The sequence below is a fragment of the Siccirubricoccus sp. G192 genome (genome assembly GCF_019084075.1).
Classification (GTDB): domain Bacteria; phylum Pseudomonadota; class Alphaproteobacteria; order Acetobacterales; family Acetobacteraceae; genus G192.
This window is the reverse complement of the sequence record NZ_JAHREN010000001.1, coordinates 2,590,911-2,610,127: the sequence shown is the minus strand read 5'-3', so window position 1 is coordinate 2,610,127 and position 19,217 is coordinate 2,590,911. Positions and strand designations below refer to the sequence as shown.

General features: G+C 71.5%; 18 protein-coding genes. 5 read left to right on the top strand and 13 right to left on the bottom strand.

Going from position 1 to position 19,217, the window contains the following annotated elements:
* Nucleotides 1-17: 17 nt before the first annotated feature.
* From KSF81_RS12440 to KSF81_RS12410, 8 genes are all read right to left on the bottom strand, one after another.
* Nucleotides 18-1,019: an NAD(P)-dependent oxidoreductase gene (locus tag KSF81_RS12440; RefSeq protein ID WP_217379248.1), complete on the bottom strand. Its 1,002-nt coding sequence runs from the start codon at nt 1,017-1,019 to the stop codon at nt 18-20.
* Between the two features lie 347 nt (nt 1,020-1,366).
* A complete protein-coding gene (locus tag KSF81_RS12435; protein ID WP_254453492.1) occupies nt 1,367-1,747 on the bottom strand; it encodes a RidA family protein in 381 nt (126 codons plus the stop codon).
* A gap of 190 nt (nt 1,748-1,937) precedes the next feature.
* The gene (locus tag KSF81_RS12430) at nt 1,938-3,602 is read right to left on the bottom strand and encodes a tetratricopeptide repeat protein (protein ID WP_217379247.1); all 1,665 of its coding nucleotides are present in this window, start codon (nt 3,600-3,602) and stop codon (nt 1,938-1,940) included.
* Nucleotides 3,603-4,072: 470 nt separating this feature from the next.
* Nucleotides 4,073-4,942 (bottom strand): metal ABC transporter permease, encoded by an 870-nt coding sequence (locus KSF81_RS12425; protein ID WP_217381673.1) that lies wholly within the window; start codon nt 4,940-4,942, stop codon nt 4,073-4,075.
* Complete coding sequence (locus KSF81_RS12420; protein ID WP_217379246.1) at nt 4,939-5,694, bottom strand: metal ABC transporter ATP-binding protein; 756 nt, start codon at nt 5,692-5,694, stop codon at nt 4,939-4,941. Before KSF81_RS12420 ends, KSF81_RS12425 begins: the two co-directional genes overlap by 4 nt.
* A gap of 214 nt (nt 5,695-5,908) precedes the next feature.
* Complete coding sequence (locus KSF81_RS29605) at nt 5,909-6,094, bottom strand: hypothetical protein (RefSeq protein ID WP_254453490.1); 186 nt, start codon at nt 6,092-6,094, stop codon at nt 5,909-5,911.
* A complete protein-coding gene (locus tag KSF81_RS12415; RefSeq protein ID WP_254453489.1) occupies nt 6,045-6,680 on the bottom strand; it encodes a VOC family protein in 636 nt (211 codons plus the stop codon). The genes KSF81_RS29605 and KSF81_RS12415 overlap by 50 nt, the downstream gene beginning before the upstream one ends.
* Nucleotides 6,681-7,008: 328 nt before the next feature.
* Entirely contained in the window at nt 7,009-7,989 is a 981-nt protein-coding gene (locus tag KSF81_RS12410) for an aldo/keto reductase (protein WP_217379245.1), read from the bottom strand.
* A gap of 151 nt (nt 7,990-8,140) precedes the next feature.
* Here KSF81_RS12410 and KSF81_RS12405 point away from each other — a divergent pair, with 151 nt between their 5' ends.
* Nucleotides 8,141-9,808 (top strand): NAD(P)/FAD-dependent oxidoreductase, encoded by a 1,668-nt coding sequence (locus KSF81_RS12405; RefSeq protein ID WP_217379244.1) that lies wholly within the window; start codon nt 8,141-8,143, stop codon nt 9,806-9,808.
* Nucleotides 9,809-9,917: 109 nt separating this feature from the next.
* Here the strand turns inward: KSF81_RS12405 and KSF81_RS12400 are convergent, their stop codons facing one another.
* From KSF81_RS12400 to KSF81_RS12390, 3 genes are all read right to left on the bottom strand, one after another.
* Nucleotides 9,918-10,712 (bottom strand): DUF2189 domain-containing protein, encoded by a 795-nt coding sequence (locus KSF81_RS12400; RefSeq protein ID WP_217379243.1) that lies wholly within the window; start codon nt 10,710-10,712, stop codon nt 9,918-9,920.
* A 233-nt stretch (nt 10,713-10,945) separates the two neighbouring features.
* Entirely contained in the window at nt 10,946-13,354 is a 2,409-nt protein-coding gene (locus KSF81_RS12395) for a bifunctional diguanylate cyclase/phosphodiesterase (protein WP_217379242.1), read from the bottom strand.
* A gap of 37 nt (nt 13,355-13,391) precedes the next feature.
* Nucleotides 13,392-13,928, bottom strand: a complete 537-nt coding sequence (locus KSF81_RS12390; RefSeq protein ID WP_217379241.1) for an oxidoreductase — start codon at nt 13,926-13,928, stop codon at nt 13,392-13,394.
* A 301-nt stretch (nt 13,929-14,229) separates the two neighbouring features.
* On the opposite strand from KSF81_RS12390, the gene folE reads away from it, so the two are divergent.
* The 4 genes from folE (at nt 14,230) to KSF81_RS12370 (ending at nt 17,902) form a co-directional block, all read left to right on the top strand.
* Complete coding sequence (folE, locus tag KSF81_RS12385; protein ID WP_217379240.1) at nt 14,230-14,817, top strand: GTP cyclohydrolase I; 588 nt, start codon at nt 14,230-14,232, stop codon at nt 14,815-14,817.
* Nucleotides 14,814-15,410: a 6-carboxytetrahydropterin synthase gene (locus KSF81_RS12380; RefSeq protein ID WP_217379239.1), complete on the top strand. Its 597-nt coding sequence runs from the start codon at nt 14,814-14,816 to the stop codon at nt 15,408-15,410. The genes folE and KSF81_RS12380 overlap by 4 nt, the downstream gene beginning before the upstream one ends.
* 144 nt (nt 15,411-15,554) lie before the next feature.
* Nucleotides 15,555-16,820 (top strand): DUF445 domain-containing protein, encoded by a 1,266-nt coding sequence (locus KSF81_RS12375; protein WP_254453488.1) that lies wholly within the window; start codon nt 15,555-15,557, stop codon nt 16,818-16,820.
* 38 nt (nt 16,821-16,858) lie between these two features.
* Nucleotides 16,859-17,902, top strand: a complete 1,044-nt coding sequence (locus KSF81_RS12370) for an LLM class flavin-dependent oxidoreductase (protein WP_217379238.1) — start codon at nt 16,859-16,861, stop codon at nt 17,900-17,902.
* 354 nt (nt 17,903-18,256) lie between these two features.
* On the opposite strand, the gene KSF81_RS12365 is transcribed toward KSF81_RS12370, so the two are convergent.
* Both KSF81_RS12365 and KSF81_RS12360 read right to left on the bottom strand, forming a co-directional pair.
* Nucleotides 18,257-18,586, bottom strand: a complete 330-nt coding sequence (locus tag KSF81_RS12365) for a hypothetical protein (RefSeq protein ID WP_217379237.1) — start codon at nt 18,584-18,586, stop codon at nt 18,257-18,259.
* Nucleotides 18,587-18,634: 48 nt separating this feature from the next.
* Nucleotides 18,635-19,162: a host attachment protein gene (locus KSF81_RS12360; protein WP_217379236.1), complete on the bottom strand. Its 528-nt coding sequence runs from the start codon at nt 19,160-19,162 to the stop codon at nt 18,635-18,637.
* Nucleotides 19,163-19,217 lie beyond the last annotated feature (55 nt).

Below are 19,217 nucleotides of genomic sequence, written 5' to 3'. Positions count from 1 at the left end.
GTGAGGGATGTGCGGGATCAGGTGTAGTCGGCCAGCCTGGCGCGATACCAGTCGAGCGTGCGGGCCAGGCCCTCATCCAGCCCGACCCGTGGCGCCCAGCCGGTGGCGGCGCGGAAGGCGCGGTCGTCGGCATGGTAGCTGCCGATATCGATCGGCGCGCGGTCGGCGGGGGACCTGCGCACCGAGTAATGGCCGCGGCCGCCATTGGCGGCGATCAGCCGCTCGGCGAGTTCCAGCAGCGAGGCCGGCGGCGCGCCGCCGAGATTGAAGGCATGGCCGGCGACGCCGGGCCGCACCGCGGATTCGGCGGCCATGAGGAAGGCGCGGGTGACATCCTCCACATAGGCCAGGTCGCGCAACTGCTCGCCACCCCAGACCTCGAAGCCCTCGTTCTTCAGCACCTGGCGGATCCAGATGCCGAGGAAGGTCTGCCGCGCATCGCGGATGCGGAGCCTCGGGCCATAGCAATTGGTCAGGCGCAGCGAGACGACGGGGCGCTGGTGCACCCGCTGCTCCAGCAGCCAATACTGCTCGCCGGCGAATTTGGAGACGCCATTGGCGTCCGGCGGCTGCACGGGATGCAGCTCATCCACCGGCAGGCGCAGTGGCCGGCCATAGAATTGCCGGGTGGAGGCATGCACCACGGTGGCGCGCGGCGCCGCCTCCCGCATCACGCCGATGAGGCGCACCTGCGCCACGGCATTGATCGCGATATCCGCCACCGGGTCCTTCTGGCCGCCCATATGGCTGGTCTGCGCCGCCATGTTGAACAGCACGTCCACGTCCTGGCAGAGGCTGTGCAGCTCCGCGTCCCGGATGTCGCCCCGCACCAGCAGGACGGAGGCACCCTCAAGATTGGCGATATTGGCGCCGCCCTCCTCGGACATGACATCGAGCGCGGTGACACGCGCGCCAAGCCCCGCCAGGTGGTGGCACAGCCCGCTGCCGAGGAAACCGGCGCCGCCGGTCACCAATACGCGCTTGCCCCGCCAGAAATCGGCCCCTTCGGCCTCGGTCATCGATCCTGCATCCTCATCCTGCGCGCGGAGTCGGAACCCGCCCGCCGCTGTGTCATCCTGCCCTGGTGAATAAGGCGGAAGCATGCCTGCTCCCCGGCGGCGCCGGGGCGCGCCCGCCTCCGCAACAGAATGCCCCGGCCCGGCCGCTTCGGCAGCATGATCTATGCGCGAGTGCTCAGGCAGAGCAGCGGAAGTCGGGCCAGCAGCCGCATCACATCATCCACCGGAGGCATGTCGCCACGACCGAGGGCGGGGAGAGTCACCACACCGGAATGCGGCGCCTCCGGGAAACCGCAGCGAATCGATCCGGCCAGGCCGATGCAAAGCGGTGCGGCAATGGCGGCTGGTCACGCCCCGCGCCTGTCCGGCAAGGCGGCGACTCCGGTGATTTCCACCCGCCAGGCGGGATCCACCAGCGGCGCCTGGATGGTCATGCGCGCCGGCTTGGCCGTGGGGTCGAGCCAGCGGTCCCAGGCACGGTTCATCGCCGGGGCGTCGCGGATATCGGCCAGCACGACGGTGACGGAGAGCAGGTGCCGCCGGTCGGTGCCGGCCTCGGCCAGCAGCGTGTCGATCTGGGCGAGGATGTCGGCGGTCTGGCCCTCGGCATCCAGGCCCGGGTCATCCGCCACCTGGCCGGCCAGCCAGACCAGCCCGCCCGAAGCACCCCGATGCACCACCGCGCCGGAGAGACGCTCCTCCTCCGCAAGCCTCTGGATCATCGCCATGCCGCCACCCTCCTTCGCCCGCGCCCCGGGCGGGGCCCCGCTCTCGATACTCGCCCAGGCGATCCTGGCCAGCCGCTTTCTGCCGGTGGTGTTCTTTTTCGGGCCGGCCCGGGCGCGGGCGTGCGGATGCCTGCGCCACTCCGATCCGCAGGGCCGGGCGGCGGCGTGAGGGCCGCCGCCCGCGCCGGTGTCAGAGCCGGTCGAGCGCCGGCAGGTCGTTGCCGAACCAGTTCCGCTGCAGCAGCGTCCGTGCCGCCGCGATGCCATCGCCATCGCCCCGCGCCTCTGCGACGCGCAGCAGCCCGGCGGCCGCCCAGCCATTGTTGGGGCTGCGCCGCAGCGCCTCGCGGAAGGCGGCCTCCGCCTCCCCTGGCCGGCCGGCCGCCAGCAGCGCGGCGCCGAGCGATTGCTGCACGGGGTAGTACCAGAAGGGCGGCTCCATATAAGGCAACCGGTCCTGCGCCGCCGCGGCCTCGGCGAAGAGCGTGGCGGCCCGGGCATGGTCGCCCTCGGTCTGGGCCAGCCGCGCCTGCACCACCTTGGCGGCGATACCCAGCACATCGGTGCCGGGCACGCCCAGCCTGCCGAGTTCCGCGATGCCTGGCGTCTGCGCCAATTCGCCGATCGCGGCGACCTCGCCGCGCGCCTCCCCGGCGCGGCCGAGCCGGGCCAGCGCCTCGCCACGCGCATAGTGCCAATGCGCGCGGACGAAGGGGAAATCGGCCCCCGGCGCGGGCAGCGCCAGCACCACCTCTGGCGCCGAGAAGCGGGCATGCGCCACATAGGGCGCGGCGGCGATGGGCTGGGTCCAGGGCACTTCGCGCCGGGCGCGGTCGGAGACGATGCCGGCCAGGCGCTCCGCCGCCCCCACCGCCGCCTGGCCATCACCGCCCATCAGCGCCGAGGCCATGACGAAATGCAGGTTGTGGGGGTAGTAGCCCTGGGCATAGAGCAGGCTCGCGCCGCCGCGCGCGAGCAGCGCCTCATCCGCCACGGCCGCCTGGCGGTTCGCCTCCAGGCTCTCCCGCCACAGGCCCAGGCGGTACCAGATGTGGCTGGGCATATGCACGAGATGCCCGGCGCCCGGCATCAGCGCCGCCAGCCGCGCCGCATGCGGCGCCGCACGCTCCGGCTCGGCCGAGGCTTCCACCGTATGGATGTAGAGGTGGATGGCGCCGGGGTGCAGCGGATTCGCCGCGATGGGCGAGCCGTGCCGCACGCCCAGCACATTCTCGATCAGGCGGAGGATGCGGTCGGTGGCGCCCTTCGGGACATGGCCGCCGGCCTCCCAATAGTCCCAGGGCTGCTGGTTCATCAGCGCATCGGCGGTCAGCATCGCCACCTCGGGCTCGGCGGGGAAGCGCTGCTGCACCGCCTCCATCGCCTCGGCATAGGCGTGGTCGAGCGCCTTGCGATCGGCCTGCGGGTCGGGCGAATAGCGCTCCGCCAGCGCCTCGATCAGCGCGGTGCGAAGCTCGCCGGCGAAGGGCGTCAGGCGGCGCGCCTGCTCCAGCACGGCGAGCGCCCGGCGATTGGCATCGGCCTCCATGGGGTAGTTGATGTGCGGGCCGAGCACCCAGGCCTCGCCCCAGAGGCACATGGCGCAGCCTGGGTCCAGCGCCTGCGCCGCGCGGAAGGCCCGCGCCGCCTCGGCATGGTTGAAGCCCCAGGCCAAGCGATAGCCCTGGTTGAAATAGGCCTGGGCCTCCGGGTTGCTGGTGCCTGCGGGCCAGGTGAGGCTGCCGAGGTCAGCTTGCAGCGACGGCCGTGCGTCGTTGCTGGGTGCCGCGGCGCCGCGCGGCAGGTCGCGGGCATAGCCGCCCAGCTCCGCCCGGCCGGTGCCCGGCACGGTCATGCCGTGATGTGCCCCCTGCTGTGCGTTTGCGGGGGGCGCTGGTGATGGTCAGCGCGGCGGCGGCCACCGTGGCGAGCAGCATCGCATGGCCGCCGCAGCGCGAGCTGTGGGGAGCATTTCGGGCTCTCATGGGGTGCGGTCCCCCCTCAGGGTTGGTTTGCGGCGAGGCAAAGGGGCAGGCAGCAGCGCCCGCCCAGGAGGGCCACGGGGCTAGGCAGGGAGCGGCGCCCCGTCCTGCCCCGGACTTCCATCGCGCGTGGCTGGCCCAGCCACGCGCATGCTGCTCCGCTTCATGGCAACGTCCCTCCCTGGAGGCAGCCTCTCGGAGGCGCCGCGCAGTCAGGCAGGGGCACAGGATTCCGCTCTTGCGCCTGGAATGTATACCGAAAACTGGGATGGGGGCGGTCCAGGCTGGCCGTCCAACGCGCATCGCCACACCACGGCGCATGCAGGGTCGGCGGCAACCCGCTTCACCCCGCCAGATGCGCCCGCCGGACCAGCCGGGGCAGCAGCCCATCCACCGGCCCCGCCAGCACCGAGACCGCCCAGACCAGCCCCGCGCCCAGCACCACCGCGGGACCCGCCGGCACATCGGCATGGAAGGAGAGCAGCAGCCCGGCGAAGGAGGCCAGCGCCGCGATGCCGCAAGCCGCATAGGCCATGCCGCCGACCCCGCGTGACCAGTGCCGCGCGGCGATCGCCGGCAGCATCATCAGCCCGACCGACATCAGCGTGCCGAGCGCCTGGAAGGCAGCCAGCAGGTTCAGCACCACCAGCGCCAGGAAGCCCATATGCCACCAGCCGCCGCGCGCGCCCACCGCGGCGGCGAAGCCGGGGTCGAAGCATTCCAGCACCAGCGGCCGCCAGGCCAGCGCCAGGGCGGCCAGGGTGAGCGTCGCGGTGCCGGCCATCAGCAGCAGCGCCGCGTCATCCACGCCGAGCGCGCTGCCGAAGAGCAATTGCGTGAGTTCCACCGCCCCGCCGCGCCAGGAGACCAGCGCCACGCCCAGGGCCAGCGCCACCAGGTAGAGCGCGGCGAGCGAGGCATCCTCCCGCCCGCCCGTGGCCCGCGACAGCGCCCCGGCGCCGAGCGCCACCGCCAGCCCGGCCACCAGCCCCCCCGCCGCCAGCGCCGGCATCGAGAGCCCGGCCAGCAGGAAGCCCGCGGCGACGCCGGGCAGGATGCCATGCGCCAGCACATCGGCGGTGAGGCTCATCCGCCGCAGCATCAGGAAGAGGCCGAGCGGTGGTGCCGCGACGGAAAGCGCCAGGCAGCCCACCAAGGCGCGGCGGAGAAAGCCGAATTCCAGGAAGGGCCCGAACAGAAGATCGAGGATCAGGCCGCCTCGCTCCTTGGGCAGGCTTCGGCCTCCGCGACCCAGGCCTCGGCCATCATGCGGGCGAGGAGGCGGTTGGCGGCGGAGAGCACCTGCTCGGTCGGCCCCCAGCCGAGGCAGTCCCGCGCCAGCAGCAGGGTTTCCGGGAATTCGCGGCGCACCAGGTCAAGGTCGTGCAGCACGGCGACCACCGTCCGCCCCTCGCCATGCCAGCGCCGCACCAGGGCCAGCAGGTCGGTGGCGGTGCGAGCATCGAGGGCGTTGAAGGGCTCGTCCAGCAGGATCACCGGCGCATCCTGCAGCAGCAGCCGGGCGAAGAGCACGCGCTGGAACTGCCCGGCCGAGAGGCTGCCGACCGGCCGCCGCTCGAAGCCGCCGAGCCCCACAGCCTCCAGCGCCGCAGCGGCACGGGCCCGGGCATCGCGCGGCAGGGCGCGGAAGGCGCCGGATTCGCCCCAGAGGCCGAACAGCACGACATCCAGGCAGCCGAGCGGAAAGGCGCGGTCCAGCGCCGATTGCTGCGGCAGCAGGGCGATACGGGCGGCGACGCCGGGCGGCGCGGCCTCGATCCGTCCCTCCTGCGGGCGATGCAGGCCGGCCAGCGCCCGGAGCAGGGTGGTCTTGCCGGCGCCATTCGGTCCGACCACGGCAGTGAGGCTGCCCGGGGCGAAGCGGCCGGAGACATGATGCACGGCCGGCCGCCGCTCATGGCAGACGGTGAGGTCGGTAAGGCGAAGCTCCGGGGCGGCAGTCATGCGCGCGGCGCCACGGCCCGCGCATGGCGCGCGCCGGCGGCAAGGGCGGAGGGGACGGGAAGGCAGCGAAGCATGATGTTATAGCATAACCGCAGGACGGGACGGGTGCAATGCGGGAGGCAGGGCGGTCATCGCAGATGGCGCCCGCCAAGTATCCGGCAGCCCAGCCCAGCCCGCCGCGGCGATCACGCCGCCGGAACACAGGGGTCGCGCATCAGCCCCGCTTGCCGACCAGCGCGAACATGGCGCCCTGCGGGTCCATGCCCTGGATGATCCAGTCGCCGCCCGGCACCTCCATGGGGCCGTTGAGGACCTGGCCGCCACCGCCCGTCACGCGCCCGACCGCCGCATCAATGTCGCCGACGCGGAAGTAGTAGAGCCAGAAGGGGGCCGGCACCATTGGGGGGTTTGTTGAACATGCCGCCGATCGGCGGTCCGCCGGCGGCGAAGAGCTGGTAGGTGCCCATATTGCCCATGTCCATTGCATCGGCCTTCTGCCAGCCGAACAGCGCGGCATAGAAGTCGAAGCCCCTCTCCCAATCGGCGGCGAGCAGCTCATGCCAGCCGATCTGGCCCGGCGCCCCCGGCGCGGGAGGCTCGAACTTCCCGGAATCCGCCCCCCTGAACAGCGCGAAGACTGCCCTCTGCGGGTCGGCCAGGATCGCGAAGCGGCCGACACCCGGGATGTCCCGCGGCGGGACATGCACGGTGCCACCGAGGCGTTTCGCCCGCTCGGCAACGGCATCCACATCGGCCACCGCGACATAGCCGATCCAGCCCGGGGGCGCGCCCATCGCCCGAGCCTCCTCCAGCAGGTCCATCAGCCCGGCCACCGGCATCTCCCCGGTGGTGAACAGGGTATAGGGCAGGCCGCCCGGCGCATCCCGGGTGCCCCAGCCGACCACCTGGCCGTAGAAGGCCTTGGCGCCTTCCGTATCGGTCGTCATCAACTCGTACCAGACGAAACACCCTTGGGGATCTGGCATGTCGGCTCCTCCGCTTGGGGATCTCGATGCGGGACAGGATATCGCGGCGGCACCAGGGTTGCCCGAGCGGGCCGCGCACCGCCGGGTCAGGGGCGGGCAGTCTGGCCAGTGGCGGGATGGCCGAAGCTGGTCCTTGCCGGGCTTCCCGGCGGCGTCATGCCGCCAGCGCCCAGAATACGGCGGCCCAGAGCCCGGCCGCCACCGCCGCCGCCAGCACCAGGCGGGCTCCCGCACCGGAGGAAAGCGCGAGCGGATCGGTCCAGCGGGGCATCATGGCGTGACTGTATGGCCGCGCCACCACGCCGGGCAAGGCGGACCGCGCCCCAACTCAGCGGCGCGACGCCCAAAGGTTGGCGATCCGGGCCAGGACCGGCGGCGGCAAGGGCCCCTTCCCGGCCGCCGCGATCGCCACCTCAAGCTGCTCCAGCGAGGCCGTGCCGATCAGCGCGCTGCCCATCTCGGGGGGCGTGATGGCGAAGCGGATTGCCAGTTCGGCCAGGCTTCCCACCGCGCCCTCGGCCACCAGTGGCAAGAGCCGGCGGGCATTGCCGAGGTCGGTGGCATAGCTCTCGCCGGAGGCGATGGGCGCGACCTCCGGCATGGCGATGGGGTGCCGCGCCGCCTCCCCCGAGAGGGCGCCCGCCGCCAGGATGCGGATGCCGATCACCCCCACCCCTTGCGCCGCCGCATGCCGCATCAGCCCCTGGAAATCCTGGCCGGGCAGGCCGGCGGGCAGCGGGTCCAGGTTGCTCGGGTTGAGCAGGTTGTAGGGCATCTGCGCGGTGTCCAGCACGCCGGCCCCCAGCACCTCGCGCAGCGCCTCGGCCTCGCCCAGCGCGGTGATGCCGAGGAAGCGGCATTTGCCCTGGGCGCGCAACCGCTCCAGCGCCGGCACAGCCTCCTCCAGCATCTGCCGCATGGTATAGCCGCCCTGGCCGGAGAGGCTCACGGGGTCATGCAGTTGCAGCAGGTCCACGCTGTCGCGGCCGAGCCGCGCCAGGCTCGCTTCCAGGGAGGCGGTGATGGCGGCGCCGAGATCGCCGCGCGGGCTGCCGCCGAGGCGGAATTTGGTGCCGAGCACCACATCCGCGCCCAGCGCCTTCAGCACCCGGCCGAGGTTGCGCTCCGACTCGCCGTTGCCGTAAGCGGGCGCGGTGTCGAAATAGGTGATGCCGGCCTCCAGCGCGCGGGCGACGGAGCGTTCCTGCTCGGCCGGGCTGCCGCGCACCATCAGCCCGCCCACCGCCCCGGCGCCATAGCCCAGGACCGAAACCTTGAGCCCGGTGCGGCCCAGCCTGCGGTAGTCCATGGCGGCGTTCTCCCCTATCGGCCCCTGCTTGGGCCAAGCATGGAGCGGTTCGGCCGCGAGGGGAACCGCGGCTGCCGGTTGGGGCCTGGGCCCGCACACCCTATCTTGGCCCCTCGCCCCACCTCCTGCCCGCTGGACCCCCCTGGCCCCGATGCTGCGACTGACCGAACTCCGGCTGCCTCTCGACCATCCGGTGGCGGCCTTGCGCGCCGCGGTGCTGCGCCGGCTCGGCCTTGCGGAGGCGGAGCTTCTGGGGCTTTCGGTGGTCCGGCGCGGCCATGATGCGCGCAAGCCCAGCGCCATCATGCTGGTCTATACCCTCGACCTCACCTTGCGGGACGAGGCGGCGGTGCTGCGCCGCCTGGCCGGCGACCGCAACCTGGCCGCCGCCCCTGACACCCACTACCGCCCCCCGGCCCGCGCGCCGGAGCCGCCGCCGCGGCGGCCGGTGGTGATCGGCACCGGGCCCTGCGGCCTCTTCGCCGGGCTGGTGCTGGCGCAGATGGGCTTCCGGCCGATCATCCTGGAACGTGGCAAGCCAGTGCGGGAGCGCACCAGGGACACCTGGGGCCTCTGGCGCCGCGGCGTGCTGGAGCCGGAGAGCAACGTGCAATTCGGCGAGGGCGGCGCCGGCACCTTCTCCGACGGCAAGCTCTACAGCCAGATCAAGGACCCCCGGCATTACGGCCGCAAGGTCCTGGCCGAGTTCGTGGCGGCCGGGGCGCCGGAGGAGATCCTGTATGTCTCCAGGCCGCATGTCGGCACCTTCCGCTTGGTGACTGTCGTGGAGGCGATGCGGGCGGAGATCGAGCGGCTGGGCGGCGAATACCGCTTCCGCTCCAGGGTCGCCGACCTGGCGATCGCGACGCGCCCCGATGGCAGCCGCCGGTTGCGCGGCCTGGTGCTGCAGGACGGCACGGAGATCGAGGCCGACCATGTCGTGCTGGCCATCGGCCACAGCGCCCGCGACACCTTCGCCATGCTGCGCGACCGCGGCGTCTTCCTGGAGCAGAAGCCCTTCTCCATCGGCTTCCGCATCGAGCATCCGCAGTCGCTGATCGACCGCGCCCGCTTCGGGCCGAATGCCGGCAACCCCCTGCTCGGCGCCGCGGATTACCGGCTGGTGCACCACGCCTCCAACGGCCGCGGCGTCTACAGCTTCTGCATGTGCCCCGGCGGCACGGTGGTGGCCGCGACCAGCGAGCCGGGCCGCGTGGTGACCAATGGCATGAGCCAGTATTCGCGGGCCGAGCGGAACGCCAATGCCGGCATCGTGGTCGGCATCGCCCCCGAGGATTACCCCGGCGACGTGCTGGCCGGGGTGGGATTCCAGCGGCACTGGGAGCGCCAGGCCTTCCTCGCCGGCGGTGGCGGCTATGCCGCGCCGGGCCAGCGGGTCGGCGATTTCCTGGACGGCCGCGCCTCCTCCGGCCTTGGCGAGGTGGTGCCGAGCTACCGACCCGGGGTGACACCGACCGACCTCGCGCCCTGCCTGCCCGGCTACGCCATCGCCGCCATCCGCGAGGCGCTGCCGGCGTTCGCCCGGCAGATCGCCGGCTTCGCCATGCCTGATGCGATGCTGACGGGGGTGGAGACGCGCACCTCCTCCCCCATCCGCATCCGCCGCGACGCGCGGTTCCAGAGCGTGAACACGCCTGGGCTTTTCCCGGCCGGCGAGGGCGCGGGCTATGCCGGCGGCATCCTCTCCGCCGGGGTGGACGGCATCCGCGTCGCGGAGGCGGTGGCGCTCAGCCTCACCGGGCAGGCGATGCTGCCCGGCATGGCCCGCGGCGCCGAAGCCGCCATCGCCTACGGCTAGAGCAGATCGCCGCAGGGCGGAACCGCCTGGAGGCGTGAATCTGCTCTACGAACAACAGGTTACAGCGGCGTGCCGAAGCATCAATTCGGCATGCCGCTGTAGGGCCGCCTCACCAGGCGACCAGCTTCCGGTAGAGGTGCCAGGTGGCATGCCCCAGCACCGGCACCACCACCGCCAGCCCGACGAAGGCCGGGATGCTGCCCAGCAGCAGCAGCACGCCCACGATCAGGCCCCAGAGCGCCATCGGCACCGGATTGGCCAGCACCGCCCGCACCGAGGTGCGGATCGCTGCCCCCGGATCGGTCGGCCGGTCCAGCAGCATCGGGAAGGACACCACGGTGAGAATCAGCACCAGCACTGCGAAGAGGAAGCCCACGGCATTGCCGATGAGGATCAGCCGCTGCCCCTCCGGCGTGCCGAAGACCATCCCGAGGAAATCGCCGATCGAGTCCGGCGCCACCGGGCCGATGGTGAGATGCGTGATGGCGCGGGCGGTGCCGAGCCAGGCGACGAAGATCGCTACCAGCATCAGGGCGAGGAAGACGATCCCGCCGATCGAGGGGGAGCGCAGCACGTCGAAGGCATTCAGCCAACTGGTCGGCAGCCCCTGTTCCCGCCTCCGGCTGAGTTCATAGATGCCGAGCGCCGCCACCGGCCCCACCAGCGCGAAGCCGGAGACCAGCGGCCAGAGCAGCGGCATCAGCGGCCCACCCCAGGCGGCGCGGGCGGCGATGAGGCCGATGATGGGATAGAGGATGCTGAGGAAGATCAACTGGGTGGGAATCGCCTGGAAATCCGCCCAGCCCCGGGCCAGCGCATCACGCAGGTCGGCAGTGGTGATGTGGCGGATGCGGGGCTGGGCTTGGGTGCTGGCTGGGTCGGCAGTCGTCCATGCATTGGCCATGGTGGTCCCTCCCTCGGGCACCGCCCGGAGGCGGTGGGGCTGCGAAAGCCGTGGCGGAGGGCCCGGTCTGGCAGCCAGGGCAACCAGACGGGATAGCCAGGCGGGAAAGTCCGAGCAGCGCAGGGCCGGGTCGTCCGCCGCGGGGAGATGGGGATGGCGGGGCGCGGATGGAAGCGGGGCGGCAGCGGAGATGATGGGAGTGGCCGGGCGGCTTCCCTCGGGCCGGGGCTGGCTCAGCCGACTTCCTGGCCAGCCCTTTGCAAGCCAGGGGGCCAGCCACAGGCCAGATCGGTCCGCTTCGTGCCGGGTGCGAGGAAGGCGGCGACCTCGCCGGCCGGCATCGGCCGGCCGAAATAATAGCCCTGCACCTCGGTACAGCCGGCGCGTTGCAGTTGCTGCAACTGTTCGCGGGTTTCGACCCCTTCCGCCGTGGTGGTCATGCCGAGGCTGACGGCAAGCCCGGCGATCGCGTTGACGATCGAGGCGCAATCCGGCCGGTCGGCCATTTCCCGGACAAAGGACTGGTCGATCTTGATCTTGTCGAAGGGGAAGATCCGCAGGTAGCTCAGGGATGAATAACCGGTTCCGAAATCATCCAGCGCAATGCGCAGGCCCAGCCCGCGCAACTCGTGCAGCAGCGCCAGGATCGCCTCGTTGTCCTGCAGCAGCACGGATTCGGTCACTTCCAGTTCGAGGCGGCTCGCCGGCATCCCGGCCCCCTCCAGCGCATCCGAGACGGCCTGGACCAGGCTGGGGCTCTTGAACTGCAGGGCCGAGAGGTTGACGGCGACCTTCACCTGGGCCGGCCAGCGCATGGCATCGGCGCAGGCCTGGCGCAGCACCCATTCGCCGATCGGCACGATCAGGCCGGTTTCCTCGGCCAGGGAGATGAATTGTATGGGGGAGACCAGGCCGCGCTCGGGATGGCGCCACCGCAGCAGCGCCTCGAAGCCGCTGATCCTCCCGGCCTCGACATTGAAGAGGGGCTGGTAGAACAGCTCCAGTTGCTGCTTCTCCACCGCATCGCGCAGGTCCATTTCCACCGCATGGCGCGTCTGCAATTGCAGGTGCATCTCCGGCTCGAAGAAGCAGAAGGTGGCACGGCCATCCGCCTTGGCCCGATACAGCGCCATGTCGGCGTTCTTGAGCAGGTCGTCGGCATTGTCGCCATCGGTGGGCGCCAGGGCGGCGCCGATGCTCACGCTGACGATGACGCGGTGGCCGCCGAGGTCGTAGGGCGCGCCGATCGCCTTCACGAGCCGTTCGGCCAGGGCCTGGGCATCCGCGGGCTGGTCGGTCGAGGGTTGCAGGATCGCGAATTCATCGCCGCTGAGCCGCGCCACCGTATCGGTCGGCCGCACGCAGGCCCGCAACCGCTGTGAAACCAGTTGCAGCAGCGTGTCGCCGGCGGGGTGGCCAAGGGTGTCGTTCACCTGCTTGAACTGGTCGAGGTCGAGGCACAGCACCGCGAGCCAGCCACCCTGCTGGTCCAGGCAGCGCAGCTCCTGGTCCAGCCTCTCGCGCAGCAGCAGGCGGTTCGGCAGCCCGGTGAGCGCGTCGTGATGCGCCATGAAGGCGATCCGCGCCTCGGCCCGCCGCCGCTCGGTGATGTCCTCATAGGTGGCGACCCAGCCGCCGCCAGGCATCGGCTGGTGCGACACCGCGAGCGCCCCGCCGCTGCTGTGCTCGCGAAAGAAATTCGCCGGCAGCCGGTCGCGGATCAGCGCCTGCTGCTCCTCATGGATGACCTCGGCCAATTCGGCCGGATGGCCGCCGGCCGAGATGATGGCGCGCAGGATGTCCTGCATCGGCGTGCGCTGCTTCACCAGGGCCGGCGGCACGCCGAAGACCTCCATGTAGCGGCGGTTGCAGACGATCAGCCGCTGCTCGGCATCGACCATGCAGAGCGCCTGCGACATGTTGTTGAGCGCGGCATCGAAGCGCTCGTTCTGGGTATGCAGCTCGGTCGTCCGCGCCAGCAGGGCGCCATGGGTGCGCTGCAACAGCCGGTTGTGCCAGAGCAGCAGGGCAAAGAGCCCGAGGCCGCAGGTGGCCAGGGCCAGCAGGATGCCGGAGAAGATCCAGTGCAGCCGGCTGAGCTGCCGCTGGTCCTCGGCGACATGGTCGCCGCCAAGCACGTTCGCCGCCGAGGCCAGCCTGGCCAGCTTCGGCTCCAGCGGCGCGAGCAGCTCGATCAACAGGCCGCAGGACTTCGAGTCGCCGAGCGCGGCCACCAGTGGCCCCGCGGCCTCCACGGCGGCCGCCAGTTCGGCGATGGTGCTGCTGAGGTCGGGGTCGCTGGCCACCAGCTCCTTGACCTCGCCGCGGCGCAGCAGGGCGGCCCGGTTCGCCAGGATGTCGAGGCGCAATTGCACCTCGTCCGCATCGGCCTCGCTGCGGCTCAGCGCGTGGGTAGCGACCCGCTGCTGCAGCTTCGCCAGTTCGACCACGGCCTGGCTGGCCAGCCAGGCGACATTGTAACGCGAGACTTCCCGCAGCGCGGTCTGGCGCTGCACGATCAGGGAGGAGGTATAGCCGGCCGCCAGGACGAAGAAGACCGCGACGCCGATGAGCAGCAGCCGGACGGCGCGCGTCCGCCACCCTTCCCCGGAACCACTCGGCAGGAGCCCAGCAAGGGGCATCTAGGGGTACGCGTGCCCTGCGTCGCCGGCGGGCCGGCTACCGCACGACGATGCGGGCAAGCTGCCAGGCCGAACGGCTGTAGAAGCGCTGGTGCCGCAGTTCCGGATCGCTGTCGAAGGGATAGACGATGAAAAGCGGCCCCTTGTCGCGCACCGGCATGTATTGCCCGTCCCGCTTCAGGGCGAGCAGCACCTTGTATTTCGTGAAGTCGCTTACCGGCAATTCGGTGCTGTAGTCGTTCAGGGCATAGGCCAGCACGCGCTCTCCCGAGGCGCCGACCACATCCATCAACCGGTCCATCCGCACGCCGTCGAAACGGACGGGGTTGTCATACCAGGGCGTCCTGGTTTCGAACCCTGACATTCCCAGGGCTTCGAGCATGGGGCGATCGAAGACCGCCGTTTCGTCGCGGTTGAAATTCGCGATCTTGCCCGAGATCGTCAGGATCGGCCGCTCCGTCGGCAGGGGCAGGGATGCTCCGCGGGCGCCGGTCGAGGCTGCAATGACCCCGCCGCCCAGGAGCGCCCCGAAGGCGCGCCGGCCCATGGCGCGTCCGGTCAATGCAATGCCCATCTTCCCGACCCCTTCCGCCCTTGCGCAGATTGGCGGATGCGGCATGGCCGCCGAGATGCCGCCTGGCCGCACCGCACTCACGGTCAACGGACTATTTCCCTGCCTGCCGTCAGCATATCAACTCCCAGTTGCGCGATCAAGCGCCACATGCCATGATTCATGCGGTAATTCGACAGGTCTCGCGGGGCATTCCCATGCAATACGTCTTTAAACTGTGAGCACAACCCTTCACAGGCTGCGGCTCTCAAGCCTCGGCAATGAGGCTGTCGATCGGTTCCCGGACCAGTCGGAGAAATCCGCCATGGTTTCCGCCGCCACGAAAAAGCTCGAGGAGCTTTTCGACGTGCTGTGGATCGACCACCGGAACGACCACAACACCCGCGACACGCCCCGGCGGGTGGCGAAGATGCTGGTCGAGGAAACGCTCCGCGGGCGCTACGACGCGCCGCCGCCCATCACCGAATTCGAGAACGTCCAGGGCTTCGACCAGCTCATCGTCACCGGCCCGATCGAGCTGCGCTCGACCTGCGCGCACCACATGATGCCCATCTACGGCCAGGCCTATGTGGGCATCCTCCCCTCGGCCTCCGGGAAGATCATCGGCCTCTCGAAATACGACCGGATCGTGGACCACTTCGCGTCCCGCCTGCAGATGCAGGAGGAGCTGGTGAACCAGATCGGCCGATACATCGTCGAGGCGACGGCGCCGCGCGGCCTCGCCGTGCGGGTGAGCGCCGTGCACATGTGCAAGACGCATCGCGGCGTGCGGGCCAGCCATCGCAGCCGCATGGTGAATAGCTTCTACCATGGCGAACTCGCCAGCGACCACGGCCTCCGCGGGCAGTTCCAGCAGGAATGCATCGCGCTGGAACGGAGCCCTGCAGGATGACGACAGCAACTGCGCTGCTCGAGGCCCGGCAGGCCCCGGAAGTCCGCCCGGAGGCCCCCTCCGGCGAAGCCGGCGCCGATCCGGCGCCCCGCCGGCCGGCAATGCGCCAGCCCGGTGCCGCCCGCCCCATCTACCGCTCGACCAAGTCCTACGACCACAGCGAGGGCCTGTCCTGCTGCTTCCGCCAGTGGCGGGCGGCGCATTCCCATTGCCGGCTGGTGCATGGCTATGCCCTGGCCTTCCGCTTCGTCTTCGCCACGCACCGGCTGGATCAGAACAACTGGTGCTTCGATTTCGGCGGCCTGAAGCCGATCCGCGCCTGGCTGCACGAGATGTTCGACCATACCATGCTGGTGGCCGAGGACGATCCCAACCTGCCGGATTTCCGGGACCTCGCGCAGAAGGGCCTGGTGGATCTCCGCGTGCTGCCGAATGTGGGCTGCGAGGCCACGGCGGAATATGTCTTCGACCATCTCTCGCGCTTCATCGCGGAGCAGACCGCCGGCCGCGTCTGGCTGGATCTGGTCGAGGTGAAGGAACATGGCGGCAATTCCGCCATTTTCGAAAGGGGCCCCGACCCCGCGGAGGCGTGAGCCCGCCGGGGCCGCCGGCATCGCCCGCGGCCCTCGCCACCACCGGCGCGGGCGCCTACCTTCCGCGCCCATGTCGTCCCGCCGGCCGCCCGCCGCCCACCCCCCCTCATCGATGCCGCCCCCCACGCCGTCCCCGGGGCCGCATTGCCCGACCCGGATGCCCGGCTCCGCGTCGCCCTGGCGCGGCATCGGCGCATCGCGACCGGGCTGCTGCTCGGCATGGCCGCGCTGATGCTGCTTGCCTACCGCCTGCCCCCCGGCTACTGGACCGACCTGCTCCAGGCCGCCGCCAAGGCCGGGGTGGTCGGCGGCATCGCCGACTGGTTCGCGGTGACTGCGCTGTTCCGCCGGCCGCTCGGCCTGCCGATCCCGCATACCGCCATCATCCCGAACCAGAAGGAGCGGCTGGGCCAGGGGCTCGGCCGCTTCGTCGCCAACCATGTCTTCACCGAGGCAGAGGTGCGCCGCCTGCTCGGCCAACTGGACCTCGCAGGCATCCTGCGCGGCTTCCTGGCCGACCCCGCCGCCGCCCGCCCCGCCGCCACGGCCCTGGCCGCCACCCTGCCCCGCGTGCTGGCCAGCCTGGAGGATGGCCGCGCCCGCCGGCTGCTCGCCCGCCTGCTGCCGCGCATCGCCGGTGGCCCGGCCGGCGCCCGGGTGCTGGCCCGCGCGCTCCGCGCCCTGGTGGAGGGCGGGCGGCACCAGGAGGTGTTCGACCTCGCCATCACCCAGTTCCGCACCCTGCTGGCGGCGAAGGAGGACCAGCTCCGTGCCGCCATCGAGGCGCGGGTGCGGGCCGAGGGCGGCGCGCTGATCGGCTGGCTGGCCGGTGCCACCGTGGCCCGGCGCCTGCTTTCGGCGGTGAATGGCGAGCTGGCGAAGGTGGAACCCTCGGACAGCGACCTCCGCCACGCCTTCGAGATCTGGCTGCGCGCCGAGATCGACCGCATGGAGACCGACCCGGAGCGCATGGCGGCCGTGGGCCGCGCCCTGCGCGGGGCGATGGCGCATCCCGCCGTCTCCACCTGGTTGGCCGATGTCTGGGTACGGCTGCGCATGGCGCTGGAGGCCGATGCCGCCAATCCGGAAGGCCGCACCGTGGCGCTGCTGGAGGGCGCCTTCGCCAATATCGGCACGCTGCTGGCCGAGGATCCCATCGCCCGCGCCAGGCTGAACCGGGCGATCGAAGGCGTGCTGGGCCCGATGCTGCCCAATGCCCGCGCCCAGCTCTCCACCTTCATCGCCAGCGTCGTCGCCGGCTGGAACACGGCGCAGGTGACGGAAAAGATCGAGCTGCGGGTGGGGCGTGACCTGCAATATGTCCGCATGAACGGCACGCTGGTCGGCTTCCTGGCCGGCGGCGCGCTGTTCGCGCTGCTGACGGCAATCTTCGGCCGGGTGGCGTTCTAGCCGGCGAGGCCCCACTCTCCCCGGCTGGAGAAAGCCCGATGCCCCTCAGCCTCGCCATCCTCGACCAATCCACCATCGCTTCCGGCCGCGGCGCCGACCAGGCGATCCGGGAGACGCTGGAGCTTGCCCGCCACGCCGATGCCTGGGGCTATGGCCGCTACTGGCTGGCCGAGCACCACAACAGCCAGTCCCATGCCGGCTCGGCGCCTGAGATGCTGGTGGCCGCCATCGCCGCCACCACGCGGCGCATCCGGGTCGGCACCGCGGGGGTGATGCTGCCGCACTACGCCTCGCTCAAGGTCGCCGAGCAGTTCCGGGTGGCGGAGGCGATCGCGCCCGGGCGGATCGATCTCGGCCTCGGCCGGGCGCCGGGCAGCGATGGCCGCACCGCCTTCGCGCTGAACCCCAATGCCAATGAGGCGGCCGAACGCTTCCCGAACCAGGTGCAGGAGGTGCTCGGCTGGCTCGGCGAGGGGCTGCCGGCCAACCACCCCTTCCGCATGATCACGGCCTCGCCGGTGGTGCCGACCCGGCCGCAGGTCTGGATCCTCGGCAGCAGCGACTACGGGGCGCAGGTGGCGGCCTATTTCGGCCTGCCCTATTGCTTCGCGCATTTCATTACCGATCGCGGCAGCGAAGGGGCGATGCAGATCTACCGCGAGGGCTTCCAGCCGAAGCCGGATACCCCCGGGCGGCTCACCACGCCGCATGGCGCGCTCGGCGTCTTCGCGCTGACCGCAGATACCGAGGCGGCGGCCTGGCGCCTCTACAGGTCCCGCGAATTATGGCGGCTGTTCCGCGACAGCGGCCGCTTCCCGCCCCTGCCCTCGGTCGAGGAGGCGGAAGCCTATTCCTATTCCGAGGCCGAACGCGCCCATCTCGAGCGGTTGCGCCCGAATGTCATGGTCGGCGCCCCGGAACAGGTGAAGGCGAAGCTGGAGGCGCTGGCAGCCCGGCACGCGGCGCAGGAGGTGGCGATCCTCTCCCCCTGCCACGACCCCGCCGCCCGCCGCCGGTCCTACCAGTTGCTGGCCGAGGCTTTCGGGCTGCGCGCGGCACCGCTGCGGGAGGCGGCGGAGTAGCTCGCCTCAGCCGCCCGGAAATTCCCCCCGGCCGGTTCCGGTGCCGTCGGCGGCGCGGCCGGCGGTGCCGCCACCAGTCCTCCGCCGGTCCGACCAGCAGCAGCGGCGCGGTGGCCAGCGTCGCCAGCGCGAACCAAGCCGCGGCCAGACGCGCGCCGGCCAGGAAACACAGCAGGGTCAGCCCGGCGCAGCCGCCGGACACCACCGCCCCCAGCGCCATCCAGGCCAGGATGCGCCGATGCCGCGGCCCCAGCCATTCCGGGGCCTGGCCGGTATCGGTATGGGGGATGCCATCCCGTCCCACCTCGTAGAGGCGGGAGGGGTCGATGGGGAAATGTTGTTCCGGCATCCGCCTCAGCGGCGGATCACCATGAAGCGGATGCCGCCCGGCCCGCCCTGCGCTCCGCCCTGGCCACGCAGCCGCCGCGCCCGCCACCACAGGCTGACGAAGCCGATCAGCCCGGCCCCGATGACCACCGGCAGCAGCAGGCCGAGGAACAGCACGGCCAAGGCCACCAACAACAGCCCGCCGGCCGCCACCGCGACCAGCAGCGCCACCCCGCCGACCCGCGCCAGCGCCCGGTCCAGCCAGTTGCGGCGGGAAGGCGCGGGTTCGCGGAACTCGCCCTCCGGGGTCATGTCCAGGATGGGTGGGCGGTGGCCCGGATGCCGGTCGTTCTCCATGACGGGGATGTTGCCCGGGGCCCCGCCAGGTTCAAGACCGCTCTGGTGTCATGCACGCTCCGGCGTAGGGTGGCGGAGGGCTGCCGGGGCATCCTCCGGCACGCCCTCCGGCGCCTGGCGGCGCAGCGTATCCAGCCGGGCGAAGACTTCGGCGCGCGGCAATTGCGTCAGGTCGCCGCTGGCCTCGGCCACCAGCTTCGCCTTGATGTCATTCGGCAGGGCGGCAGTCAGTTCCTGCAGGAAGCCGGCCGGCGCCAGCAGGTAGAAGCCGCGCACCTCGCCGGAACGGACCGCATGGGAAAGGTCCCGCACCAATTCCTCCCGCAGGTCGCGCGGTGTGTCCGCGGTGGCTTCCGGCGCGGCGGGGTCGTGCGGGCGGAGGTCGGTGGCGCCGCTGAAACGCGCCTCCGGGTCGTCCCAGTCGCGCACCTGGTCGTAGCCCGGGCTGCCGATGCGCTGCACGAAGGCCCGCGCCCGGCTGCCATTGGCCACCACGAACCAGCGATGCATTCCGGCATCCGCCGGGGATTCCACCTCCCGCCGCTGGTCCTGCGCCTTGCGTTCCCCTGCCGTCATGGCCCTGGCCCTCCGAAAGCCCCTGCAACGCGGGTGAAGGGGTTTCGTTGAGGGG